This window comes from Pseudomonas asuensis (assembly GCF_014646755.1).
In the GTDB taxonomy this organism is placed as follows: domain Bacteria; phylum Pseudomonadota; class Gammaproteobacteria; order Pseudomonadales; family Pseudomonadaceae; genus Chryseomonas; species Chryseomonas asuensis.
On sequence record NZ_BMNW01000004.1, the window covers coordinates 424,274 to 436,824 of the forward strand.

Below are 12,551 nucleotides of genomic sequence, written 5' to 3' on the forward strand. Positions count from 1 at the left end.
TTAATTTATAGGATAAGCGGTAAAAGGTCTGTCATGATCTTCTTTATCAAATTTTATCTCTGCACCATCCATGTTTTTAATCTCGTGTGGGTTATTAGAATCCTTTTTATTTGGTTTATAGCCATGTCCTGAGCTAGCTTGTTCAATCCTTACTATAGGATTTTCATTCATATCTTGACCAGTGAATTTTGAAAGCCCTCTTGCTTCACGTGTTAAGGCTTCATTAATAGCATGTAGCTGTAACTTCCAATTTTTAAACTGAGAGCTTGGGTTGCCCTTCGCTTTTTTTGGAGCTTTTCCGGTTATAGGATCAGACCCGTCAATAGCTCTTTGTTTGAGCTTATCTCTAGGAACTTCAGGACCATGCTTACCTATAGTATGCATGTCATATTTTTTTTCATACTCTTCGACACGACGTTTAGCATTAGCCTCAGATAATCTTTCTATCTTTGATTGGCGTTCTTCTTGTGTGTGCTCAGGGCTGGGGGCGTTAGGCTCTCCTGAATTTACTTTAGCAGTGGGAATTTCTGCTGTGCCGGTGGAGCAACTTGCTATACCAGGACAATTATTCAACCCCAACGGATCCACCCACCCCGTCGGGTTGGACACATACTGATAGTTATTCAACCCACCCGCTAATTTAATCGGATCGGGTGTCAGAAAGCGGCCCGTATTGGGATTGTAGTAGCGGTGCCGGTTATAGTGCAGGCCGGTTTCTTGGTCAAAATACTGCCCCTGGAAACGCAAAGGGTTTTCCAGTTCGGCGGCTTCCAGTTTGGCCACGTTACCGTAGGCGCGGTACTTGGCAGACCAGACGATAGAACCCGCTGTGCTGGTCAGCTCCTGTGGCGTGCCGAGGTGGTCGAGCTGGTAGTAGTAAGGTTCGGCTGCTTTCCCTTCACCGTGCAGCATCGCCAAGGGGCGGAACGTGCCGGGCTCGTAGATATAGCTACGGTAATGGTCTTGTCCGCTTTCGGCGATGAGCCGTTCGCCTTGCCAGAGAAACTCGGTAGTTTGGCCATCAACAGTTTTGGCGATGCGTCGACCAAAGGCGTCGTAACGGTACTCGGCAATTCGCCCGTCAGGGAGTGTCGCGGCAATCAGGCGGTGCTGGTTGTCATAGCGGTATTCAGTGACCAGTCGCTGACCTGCGCCGCGTCGTTCACGAGTCAGATTGCCATAGGCGTCGTAATCGTAGTGGCTATCGCCTTGCATCAACAGACGGTTGCCTTTGACATTGGCGAGGCGTGCGCCTTCCTGTCCCGTCTGGCTAAGCAGGTTACCAGCGGGATCGTGGGCAAAGCTCTCGGGCAAATCGCCCCGAACCGCTATCAGTCGATCCAGCGGGTCATAATGGAAGTGCTTGTTGCCTTTGCAGGAGTCTTCGATCGCAGCGAGATTGCCGTTGGCATCGTAGGCATAGCGACGTTGATAAACGCTGCGTTCCTGTTGGCTGATGCGGTGGGCTTGGAGGCGGCCTTGCTCGTCATAGTGGTAATGACTGAGCAGTGCACCTTGCTGGCGGTATTGTTCACGTCCGCCCGGTAGGTATTGGTGGGCCGTTAGTGGCTGACCATTCAGGTCAATAGCGCTTAGCAGGCCGCCATTACGATAGCGGTAATCAAGCAGGCTGCCATCGGGTAAGCGGCAATGGCTGAGCTGCCCAAGGGCATCATATTGATAACGGAACGTTGCCCAACCTTGATGCTCGGTAATAAGGCGATCCTGAAGATCGTACTCATAAGCGAGCGGCCATTGGCCGTCATCTACACTGACCAGCCGGCCAAAGGCATCGTAGGCGTAATGGATTTTCTGGTCGTCAGGAAGTGTTTTAACGAGCAGCCGCCCAGCTGCGTCACGCTGGTAGCAGGTAACCAGCTGGCTATTATCTTCGCCGAATTCCGTTTTTTCTGTCAGATGGCCGTTAAGGTCATAGGCATAGGCTGTTGTACGGCCATCAAAGCCTGTTTCTTCTCGAATTAGGCCGTTGGGGTAGTAATCGAGTTGGTAGTGCTCACCGCGCTCGTTTTCGATCTCTGTCAATAACAGGCGAGCATTGTCGTAGCGATAGCGCAGCTGGCTGCCATCAGGGTTGATTCGGCAGCTGACGAGGTGCAGGTTGTCCGCGTATTCGTAGCGGGTAACGCGTCCTAACTCATCCCGCTCGGCTGTTATTTTGCCGTACGCATTGTAGGTAAACGCGCGCGTTCCACAGCCTGGCAGCGTAACCTGACTGAGTCGGCCAACGGCGTCCCATTGATACTGGGTAACAGCGCCTGATTCGTCCTGTCGAGTGATTTGGCGGCCAAGCGCATCGTACCGATAGCGGCGCTTGCCACCGTCGGGTAGCAACTCTTCTATCAGCTGGCCTTGGGGATTCCAGGTGAGTTCATGACGGCTACCATCAGGATGTTGAATACTGAGCAGGTTGCCCTGGCTGTCATAGTGGTAGTGAGTGGTGTTGCCGTCTGGATCCGTCTGAGCGGTAATGTCACCTTGGGCATTACGCCGATATTTCCAGACAGCCTTGCCTCGGCTAACCGTGCGTACGAAGCCTTTATGGTATTCGTAATAGGTAGGCTCATCTTCAGGCGGGATGACAGCAATGAGATGACCCGCCTCGTCATGCTGGTATTCAGTGATAGCGCCTAGCGGATCCTTTTCGGCGATCAGCTGGCCTTTTTCATCGTATACCTTGTGATGCTTGGCACCGTCCGGATCGATCTGTTGGACAAGGCGAGCGTTTTCATCATGTTGGTAGACCTGTTGGCTGCCGTCTGAGTTATGAACGGTAACGGTACCGTTGTCTTCCCAGACGTAACGTGTATCCATCTGAGCAAAATTGGCCCAGTGATGGACGCAACGGGACTGTTTTCCTTCGCCTTCCCATTCCCAGAAGAACGCCGCTCCGCCCGCCAGTTGACGCTCCTGGATAACGTGCTGATCGTTGTAGCGATAATGCTCGCTTTCACCTGCCGCGTTCGTAGCAGACAGGAGTTGGCCTTGGGCGTTATATCCATAGGTGGCCAGGGTTTGAACGGTATGCCAACTCGCTTCTTCATTATCGGCAGGGCGGTAGACCTGATAATCAACCGCTACGATATGGGCGTGCTCATACGTGAAGCGCAGCGCGCGACCCGCAGTGTTCGTTAGGCGAACAATACGGTTTCTCGCATCGCGAGAAATACGTAAGACGTTGTTGTATGTGTCGCTTATCGAAATAAGACGCGCGCTTTGACCTGTCCGGCGGAAGTGATAAAAGTGAGGCGTTGCGCCCGCCTGCGCAAGAACCAGCTCGCTTGGGTCCTCGCCAAGATAGATCGCTGCAGCGGAAAGCCGGTTCGTAATAGCAGGACGTTGCTGGCTTGGTAGTGGAAACTCGGTGCGGCGATTCTCATGGTCTGTCCAGATAACCGTGTCGCCCTGAATGTCTAGCCGGTGGGCCAGGCTATGGCTCCATCCATAGCCCAAGCCAACATTGTGCTCAACGGCACTGGTGCGATAGAGGCGAGACCAGGGAAAGGAGAGCACCCCATCCAGCTCTCCATCGGTCAGGGTAAGCAACTCCTCACCTGTAACCATGGAAACCGGACAGCCATTAGTACAGGTTTTGGCGCATTCCTGCGAAGGTTTGTCGTTAGGATCCTTAGCCGGCTTGGAGACGTCATCAACCTTTTCTTCACGAGACAGACGCGTTTGACGCCGAGTCTTATTTCGACTTGCTGTCGAGGCATTTTCAATTGTCTGGCTCGGCGTATCGGCTGGGGTTGGTCTTTTACTTGCAGTCGCTACCTCGGCGTTGATTTTACGGGCTGTATTCGCCCCGCTAATTTCACCATGGGTAGCTAAAGGTTTTAGGGTATCTGCATGTATAGGCAGGGCATGGGATTGACTTGCGGTGATTAACGTATTAGCAAGCTTATTGATTAAAGCGGTCGCTTTACCGGAGTTAAGTGTTTCCAAAGCTTTGGTGCCAACGCGGATTGCGAGCCCCGCACCGCCGCTCAAAATAATCCCGACGACAATATTGATTAAAAGCTCGCCAGTAAATTGAGCCAGTACTTCAACACATGTCTGAGGCGGTAACAGCTTGACCCAGCTAACAATTGCCGCCACGTAAATAAACATTAGTGGCTCATCACTAGCGATCAGTAAGGCTGTGCTTAGCGATTCCTTAGAGGCGGTATAGAGCTTTTTCAGCTCGTCTGGGCTCAGGTATTTAGCGAGCTTTTTAGCATTCTCATAAGGATGAGCAATCAACTGAAAAAGTGACTTTATGTCGTCCCAGAGCGAGAGCAGTGCATGCTCAAAGCCCTCTAGGGCAGCCTCCAGTTGAAGTTTTAAACGTTGTCCCGAGTTAGCGCTTTGATAGGTGCTCCATAAGGGCTGGAATTGATTGGTCCATTCGCTTTGAAGCCAGGCAGCAAGCTTTTGGATAACACCTTGATAAGAGCCATATAGGGCTTCTACCTGAGCCTTCGTTACATTCGGAAAAAACGTAATGCGATAGAGCTGTCCACGCTTACAGCCAGAAATGACTTTAATGCCACTTGGACCAATTTCATCATTAATGACAGGTCCTGTAACCTCATCTCCGCTCCATGCTTTCGTAACAGGTTCCAGTCGTACGGGTGTATTGCCGATGGGAACAAAGCGGGCGGCTTCAAAAGCATGAACTAACGTGAACTCTCCATTCAGCGGGCACGTTGCGTAGCTTGTAACAGGGGAAGTGTAGTCCTTGCCCTTGCTAACGCTTAACTCATCGCCAATCTTGAATGTCTGATCGGCATCCAATGCCCAGCCAGTCCAAAAACTTTCAGCCAGCTCTTTATAGGTGCCCAAACAGCTTTTGAATTCAGAGATTACTTTGTCTGCATCAGGTGACTCGGCACCCAAACCAATAAATGAGAACGAGCCGAGCAGAGCGCTCATAGCGAAGCATCCTTTTCAAGTTGAGCGATAAGTTGCGCCGTATCGTCCATGTCTGTTCCCTGGCGCTGAACGAAGCGTTTGATCTTTTGTAAAAGATTGATTTCTGGAAATTTGAAGTAAATGTCTGGGTGGTTTTCTTGAATGTGCTGCATCAAGTTATCGATCAGCGTAGAGGCATCGTTTTCATGTAATGCATCAAGTACCGCCTGAGGTACGCTCCACCAAGGGTATGTTCGAGCAGTTTGGTAAGTATTTGAGGCTATGCTGGCGTTGAATTGATTAATCCAATACTGATCGAAGCAAGGTAATACCGTAGAGAGTTGCTGATCCAGGGTCTGAATTACAGGCACTAGATGCCGGCCATCCCAAAAGCGAAAAAACACTTCGCTACCGTCCGGCATAAAGACTTTAGTCAGACTCTTGAGATGCTCGACGATAGCCGCTGGCTCATGCGTGGATAGGGCTAGCCATCCCCAATCTTTATGTTTTTCCTTAGCTGCCCACTCTAGAAATGTGCTGTTTGGGCTGAGCCTACCCAAGTAAGGCATGACCGGCTGCCAGCCAGCGTAGGGGGTACCTTCCCAAATGGGCAGAGGGACAAAAGCTTCATGCGCTTCGTAATAGGCCTTCAGTGGATTGGCATCGCTGGTGTTACTCATCACGACATAAAGGGATGAGTTATCAGCCGAGTGTTGAGTCAACCACTCTTGAGGGGTAAGCGAATTATCAGAGTGCACAGAATCCCTCCTTGCACTTTTCGCATTCTTCACAGAAGGGTGCGTTACGCTTGAAGGTATTGATCTGTGCAGGTGTTAGCAGGGCACCTGCCTTGTCTGCGTCGGCTGGCTTTACAGGACCCGGCAGCAGAGGAGCGGCACCGGTTCCGCTGCCGGCATTGCCGCCAGAGTTGATGCGAACCGTTGGGCCGACGATGGTGATGCCACTGGCGTCCAGCTTGATGAAGCTGCCGCCGGCCTTGAACGTAAGTTCGCTGCCAGCTTCCAGGACAACTTTCAAACCACTGGATAAGTGGATTTCCTGCTCCGCACTGACGAATTGACCCGTACCGATCTTGATATGCTGGTTCTGTCCGACGGTGAGATGATCGTTGGTCTTGACCTCAACCTTGCGGTCCGCATCCGTGGTGCGGTGTTCCTCGGCCTTGTACTCCGTGTAGCTGTTAGCCTCGACGATGTCGTGTCGCTCGTGTCCTACGCGGATCTTTTGGTCGTGCTCGACGTTCTCGTCCCAGTCCCGTTGGGCGTGAATGTAGATCTGTTCCTGACCTTTCTTGTCCTCAATACGCAGCTCGTTATAGCCGCCACCGCCGGGTGTGCTTAAGGTCTTGAAAACGCTACGGGTCTTGTTGGCCGGCAGGTCATAGGGAACATGATGTTCCATGTGGAACAGGCAGCCTGTAACCAGGGGCTGGTCCGGGTCTCCTTCCAAGAATGTGACCAATACCTCCATGCCGATGCGGGGGATGGCGATACCGCCATAACGATCACCCGCCCAGCTGGAGGAGACGCGTAACCAGCAGCTAGTCTGCTCGTTGGCCTGGCCTTCACGGTCCCAGTGGAACTGTACCTTGACCCGACCGTATTCATCACAGTGGATCTCTTCGCCCTTGGGTCCAGTGACCACAGCGGTCTGGCTGCCCAGGATCTTGGGCTTAGGGTGTTCAAGCGCAGGACGGAAGGGTACGTCCCAGGGTGTTGCTGTGAAGCGGTTGCGGTAGCCCTGGGTAAAGCCGTCGTGCTTGTCCACATCACTGGTAACTGACTCTTCCAAGACCTGTGGCTGCTTGCCCTCATGCCAGAGGCCGGTCAGTAGCCATAGCTGGTTCCAATCGCGGCGGGGATGCTCGGACAGCTCCAGGAAATGACCACTAACTAGCTGGGGCTGGTCGCTTTCGCCTTCGGCTAGCTGATAGTCGCTGCGGTGACGCTCAAGGGCGCGCTGGGCGAGATGCTTGCCGCGGGTGCGATCGGTGAAGCGGCCCGGGTAGTCATAGTCTTCCAGGTCGGGCTTGGCCTCGCTCTTGTAGGCCGCTTCCATGCGCAGGCGTGGCTGCTCGAAGTCATAGTCACGGCGGGAGACACGAGCCGTACGCGTTTCCAGGCGTACGCCAAAGCGCTTGACTACCGGCTCGTCTGCTACAAGCCCCGAGCCCTGTACATAAGCAGTCGGTGGTGTGAGCTTGGGAAAGCCGGTTTGGTCATCGCCAAACACCAGGACGTGGTTATCCTGGGTATGCTCGAAGTGGTAGTGCAGACCTTCCTCTTCGCAGAGCCGCTGAATGAAGTGCAGATCAGTCTCATCGTACTGGACGCAATATTCACGAGGCGGATAGACCGTAGGCCCCAATTGGAAGCGGTAGGCGTCCGCCAGGATGCCGTGATCTTCTAGCACCTGGGCGATGATCTGCGGGACGGTAAGCTTTTGAAAGATGCGCTGGTTGGTGCGGTGCGCAAGGTAGGCCAGACGCGGCACTAGCACGACATGATAGCGGGTGAGGCGCTTGCCGGCATCGCCCTGGCCGATCTGGTAGAGCTGGCCGTGAACGCCGCTGCCGTTGGGCGAGAAGGCCAGAAAGGCGCGCTGATGCAGCAGGGCCTCAAGGTCCAGGTCGGGCCGTTCGCTGACCAGTTCGATGTCAAAGCGAAAGGGCTGGCTGATCGACTCCTGTCCTGTAAAGCTCAGGACCTGAAAGTCAGGCGTCTCTCCTTCTGAGGTCGATCCGTGAATGGATAGCGAAAAATGAGCAGTATTCGCTGGGTTGAACATTCCGTGTTCCTCCAGAAGGTTGTTGCGAAAACAATTTCGGCCAGGAGACCTGGCCGAAAGGGCTAACCGTACTGGTATGGGATGAGCCAATGCCAGAAATCATGGCGCTTGGCTTATTTTGCCATCTCAAGCGGCTAGCAGGCAGTGACCCGAGTCTTTTTCTGACCAGTCGGCTTCTGGAGGGGATCAGAAGCCGATATTGAGTCGCGCCTGTTAGACGATCGCCGCTCTATTAAGCGGAGATCGGGGAGCGCCAGTCGTCCGAGCCGGAAGTACCGGATACTTCGTGAGTCCATACGATTTTACGGTAGGTGAAGTACACGTCTTCCAGGTGAGTGAAGTGAGCCATGTTCGGGTCCTGGCAGTTCGGCATGCGAGACTGCACGTCAACGATGATGGCGTCTTCCAGCTCGATGGTGAAGTAGTGCTCCTGAGTACCCGTTGCAGAAGTACGGTACCACTCCAGACGGCACTTGTTCAGGCGTTCGCCAGAGGTCAGTGCGTTGAAGATCAGGGGGGAGGACTTGTCAAAGACCTTGGTGATCATCAGCGGCTTGTGTACACGCTGACCAGTCGGCTGACCGGACTGCGGATCGCGCGGGATGATGACCTGGTGGTTGAAAGCCTGAACCAGAATCTGGTCTTCATGGCCTTCCTGAAAGATGTTGCCGACGGAGTCTTCCGTGAAGGTGCCTGCAGTGATCAGACCTTGCTTGGTGCCTTCGAGGGACAGATACGCGGGTGTTGGCATGATGCTCTCCTTGCCTGAATAGTGGGCCTCTTGGCCCGGGAGCCATTAAGAATACAAACACTATGCCAAAAAAATAAAATCCTTTTAAATCAATAGCTTATAGTTTTATTAAGAACGGGTTGATCGCTTTTGTGAAAGACGTCGCATAAAGATGCGCAGCTTTTTGCGCACTGAGGAGAAAATCTTGCGCAATGGCAAGGAAGCTACTGTTTTCGCCTTGTCTGTGCGTCTTTTGAGCTTCTGGGCTAAAGAGGGTGTGCTAAAAGTTGCGCTATGGATGAAGCCTTCATACCACGGTGTTTATCACGGAAAATACGAAGTAAATGAATGCGTTGGTGCCGATGTAGTATAAAGACGTATCACTACATGTTTTTCTATCTCTGCTAGTTGAGTGCCGCTTGTGAACCTGATGCAACATATCGCCCAGTCGCGCCATTTACTGCGCAAGTCTGAGCTCAAGGTGGCTGAACACGTCATGCTGGATCCGGCGGCTGTCATGCACAGCTCGATGGCGGATCTCGCGCATGAGGTGGGCGTCAGCGAGCCTACGATCGTACGGTTCTGCCGTGCTATTGGCTGCGATGGTTTCCAGGATTTGAAGCTGCGTTTGGCACAGAGTCTTGCATCAGGGGCAAGCTTTGGTCAGTTTGCTATCCACGAGAACGATTCGGTTGTCGATTTCAGTCTGAAAATTTTCGACACTACGCTGCATACGCTGATGGATATCCGCGAGCGGCTGGATATGCAGGCGCTCGAACAGGCTATTGAGGAGATTTCCAAGGCCAAGCGCGTTATGTTTTATGGCTTTGGCGCTTCTGGAGCTGTGGCGACGGATGCCCAACACAAGTTTTTCCGCCTCTTGCTCAGCGCTTTTGCCTATTCCGATCCGCACATGCAGGCGATGTCGGCGGCGACACTGACGCCGGAAGATGCAGCAATCTGTATCTCCCAGTCTGGCCGCTCCAAGGATCTGCTGATTACTGCAAATCTGGTACGCGACAGCGGCGCCAAGCTGATCACGATTTGTCCGAGCCAGACACCCCTGGCGGAACTGGCTAATGTCAGCCTGACCATTGATGTACCGGAAGATACCGAGATCTATACACCGCTGACATCACGTATTGCACACCTTGTCATTATCGACGTGCTGGCAATGGGTGTGGCCATGTCTCGTGGGCCGACGCTGGTTAATCACCTTAAGGGCGTCAAGCGCAGCCTGCGAAGCCTGCGGTTGTCGCCCAAGAGCATCAAGCATCAGGACGAGCGCGACTCGCATTGATGATCAGGTGCAGCTCTTCGGCTGTCCCTTAAGCTTAACCAAGGTTTCGCCAAACCGTCATCTTTCCTGAGCAGGCTAAAGGCTCCACCTTTGCTTGGGAGATACGGTATGGCCATGCGTATGGACAGCGATTTTCTCGATGCTAAAACTCGCCGCAAACTGGCTGATCAACGTCGCATGGCTTTTCGCCGTGCCATTGAGGATCGTAACGAGCAGCTGCGTTTAGAGCAGGAGTTAACGGATTATCCTGAGCTGCTTTCCGCCCCTGTGGTCATGAGCGCTCAGGTATCAGCCCACTGATCCGTTCGGCTAATGCGGTGATTCGACTCCGTTCTTCCCGAATGAAGTTAAAAAACGCCTGTGCCACAGGGGACAGGCGTTTACTACGCGGGTGAACTACACACCAGCTACGATAGAGCGGTAACTCCTGCACGGGCAGCTCGCACAGTAGCCCAGCGTTGAGCTCTCGATAAGCTGCCAGCCGCGGGAGCAAAGCAATGCCCAGCCCTGCAATAACGCCTTCTCGTATGGCTTCCAGTGAAGTCAGCTCCTGTATATCGGAAAAATGAGCACGCTTTTGCTTGAAGTGTTCATCACAAGCTTTTCGTGTACTAGAGCCGGACTCACGTATCAACAGTGGATAGGCGCTCAAATCTTTCAAGGTCAGGCTGCCGGATTGGCAAGCGGGGTGCTCCGGTGCGGCCAACGCGATAATTTCATTATTAAGAAAAGGCAGGAACTCCAGATCTCGATCGGAAGGCACCAAGGACATGATTACGATTTCATCACGGTTTTCAGAAAGCCGCCTGAGCATGTGGTCGTGGTTGCCTACGCAGAGATGGACACTGACTTCTGGATGCTGTTGTTTGAACGCTGCAAACAGATGAGGGGCCAGGTACTGCGCGCTGGTTTCTACGCCCAGGCGAAGTTGTCCATGAAGCGAGCCCAGGAGATTGGAAAGTTGCATATCGAGGCTGTTGAGGCGCCCGAAAATATCCTGCCCTGCACGTAACAAGGCTTCGGCCGCTTCGGTGAGGTACAGCTTTCTGCCGCTGTACTCAAATAAAGGCTGACCAAGCAGCTCTTCCAGCTGACGTATCTGCAAGCTGACAGCAGGTTGGGTCAACGCCATGATATCGGCTGCACGGCTGTAGGAGCGCGTTTCGCAAACAGCCTCAAAGACTTGCAATTGGCGTAATGTCATACGCATCAAGGGTTTACGCATGGCTGGGCTGGGCTCTTCTTTTACCTATAAGTAATACCTTATAGATACGCTAATAATTATTGATTTTCCATAATCCTAATAGGCGTCTAGGTTTTAGAGCGAACAAGAACAAATGCCCAAAAGGGCATCCTATCTCGCTCAAGAGGCCGGCGTGTGATCAAGAAAATCCTCATCGCCAATCGTGGCGAAATTGCGGTACGTATCGTACGTGCCTGTGCCGAAATGGGTATTCGCTCGGTAGCTATCTATTCAGAGGCTGACCGCCATGCGCTGCATGTAAAACGGGCCGATGAAGCACATAGCATCGGCAATGACCCGCTTGAAGGCTATCTGAACCCCCGAAAACTTGTGAACCTGGCGGTTGAAACCGGTTGTGATGCCTTACATCCAGGGTATGGCTTCTTATCCGAAAACGCTGAGTTGGCAGAGATTTGTGCGCAGCGCGGGATCAAATTTGTCGGCCCTAGTGCTGAAGTGATCCGGCGGATGGGAGACAAGACCGAGGCGCGTCGCAGCATGATGGCGGCTGGTGTGCCGTGCACGCCGGGTACCGAAGGAAACGTTGCCGATTTGGATGAGGCGCTGCGTGAGGCGGAACGTATCGGCTATCCGGTGATGCTCAAGGCTACGTCTGGAGGTGGCGGCCGGGGTATTCGCCGCTGCAACAGTCGTGAGGAGTTGGAGCAGGCGTATCCCCGCGTGATTTCCGAAGCGACCAAGGCGTTTGGCAGTGCTGAAGTATTTCTCGAAAAGTGCATCGTCAATCCCAAGCACATCGAGGCGCAGATTCTGGCGGACCGCTTTGGCAATACCGTGCATTTGTTCGAGCGGGACTGCTCGATCCAGCGCCGTAATCAGAAGCTCATCGAAATTGCCCCCAGCCCGCAACTGACTCCAGAGCAGCGCGCTTATATCGGTGATCTGGCCGTACGCGCCGCCAGGGCGGTGGGCTATGAGAATGCCGGTACTGTGGAGTTCCTACTCGCAGAAGGCGAGGTGTACTTCATGGAGATGAATACCCGAGTGCAGGTTGAACACACGATTACCGAAGAAATCACCGGTATCGATATTGTTCGCGAGCAAATCCGTATCGCCTCCGGGCAGCCGCTATCGGTCAAGCAGGAAGACATCATTCATCGCGGGTTTGCGCTGCAATTTCGTATCAATGCGGAAGACCCTAAAAACAATTTCCTGCCCAGCTTTGGCAAGATCACCCGTTATTACGCCCCTGGCGGTCCGGGTGTACGGACGGATACGGCCATCTATACGGGTTATGTGATCCCGCCGTTTTACGATTCCATGTGCTTGAAGCTGATTGTCTGGGCGCTGACGTGGGAAGAGGCGCTGGAGCGAGGTTTGCGTGCACTCGACGACATGCGGGTGCAAGGCGTGAAAACCACCGCACCGTATTACGAAGCAATCCTGCGTAACCCAGAGTTTCGCAGCGGTCAGTTCAACACGAGCTTTGTGGAAAGCCACCCGGAGCTGACGCAGTACTCGATCAAGCGCAACCCCGAGCAACTGGCCTTGGTCATTGCGGCTGCCATCGCCGCCCATGCCGGCCTGTGAGGAAAACA

The 12,551-nt window shown here is 53.3% G+C and carries 9 protein-coding genes; 4 read left to right on the forward strand and 5 right to left on the reverse strand.

Features of this window, described 5'->3' with window-relative positions:
• The 4 genes from IEX86_RS11515 to IEX86_RS11530 form a co-directional block, all read right to left on the reverse strand.
• Complete coding sequence (locus IEX86_RS11515) at positions 1-4,932, reverse strand: RHS repeat-associated core domain-containing protein (protein WP_188866254.1); 4,932 nt, start codon at positions 4,930-4,932, stop codon at positions 1-3.
• Positions 4,929-5,669, reverse strand: coding sequence for a DUF4123 domain-containing protein (locus IEX86_RS11520; protein WP_188866255.1), 741 nt, complete (start codon positions 5,667-5,669; stop codon positions 4,929-4,931). Before IEX86_RS11520 ends, IEX86_RS11515 begins: the two co-directional genes overlap by 4 nt.
• Complete coding sequence (locus IEX86_RS11525; RefSeq protein WP_188866256.1) at positions 5,659-7,719, reverse strand: type VI secretion system Vgr family protein; 2,061 nt, start codon at positions 7,717-7,719, stop codon at positions 5,659-5,661. Before IEX86_RS11525 ends, IEX86_RS11520 begins: the two co-directional genes overlap by 11 nt.
• A gap of 232 nt (positions 7,720-7,951) precedes the next feature.
• The gene (locus IEX86_RS11530; RefSeq protein ID WP_188866257.1) at positions 7,952-8,470 is read right to left on the reverse strand and encodes an Hcp family type VI secretion system effector; all 519 of its coding nucleotides are present in this window, start codon (positions 8,468-8,470) and stop codon (positions 7,952-7,954) included.
• 184 nt (positions 8,471-8,654) lie between these two features.
• Between IEX86_RS11530 and IEX86_RS11535 the strand changes: the two genes are divergently transcribed.
• The 3 genes from IEX86_RS11535 to IEX86_RS11545 all read left to right on the forward strand — a co-directional run bounded on the left by IEX86_RS11535 (position 8,655) and on the right by IEX86_RS11545 (position 10,049).
• Positions 8,655-8,822: a hypothetical protein gene (locus tag IEX86_RS11535; RefSeq protein ID WP_188866258.1), complete on the forward strand. Its 168-nt coding sequence runs from the start codon at positions 8,655-8,657 to the stop codon at positions 8,820-8,822.
• Between the two features lie 48 nt (positions 8,823-8,870).
• Positions 8,871-9,749 (forward strand): transcriptional regulator HexR, encoded by an 879-nt coding sequence (gene hexR / locus IEX86_RS11540; RefSeq protein WP_188866259.1) that lies wholly within the window; start codon positions 8,871-8,873, stop codon positions 9,747-9,749.
• A gap of 108 nt (positions 9,750-9,857) precedes the next feature.
• Positions 9,858-10,049: a PA3496 family putative envelope integrity protein gene (locus IEX86_RS11545; protein ID WP_188866260.1), complete on the forward strand. Its 192-nt coding sequence runs from the start codon at positions 9,858-9,860 to the stop codon at positions 10,047-10,049.
• Here the strand turns inward: IEX86_RS11545 and IEX86_RS11550 are convergent.
• Entirely contained in the window at positions 10,021-10,974 is a 954-nt protein-coding gene (locus IEX86_RS11550) for a LysR family transcriptional regulator (RefSeq protein ID WP_188866261.1), read from the reverse strand. The genes IEX86_RS11545 and IEX86_RS11550 overlap by 29 nt on opposite strands.
• Positions 10,975-11,127: 153 nt before the next feature.
• Between IEX86_RS11550 and IEX86_RS11555 the strand changes: the two genes are divergently transcribed.
• Positions 11,128-12,543: an acetyl-CoA carboxylase biotin carboxylase subunit gene (locus IEX86_RS11555; RefSeq protein WP_188866262.1), complete on the forward strand. Its 1,416-nt coding sequence runs from the start codon at positions 11,128-11,130 to the stop codon at positions 12,541-12,543.
• Positions 12,544-12,551 lie beyond the last annotated feature (8 nt).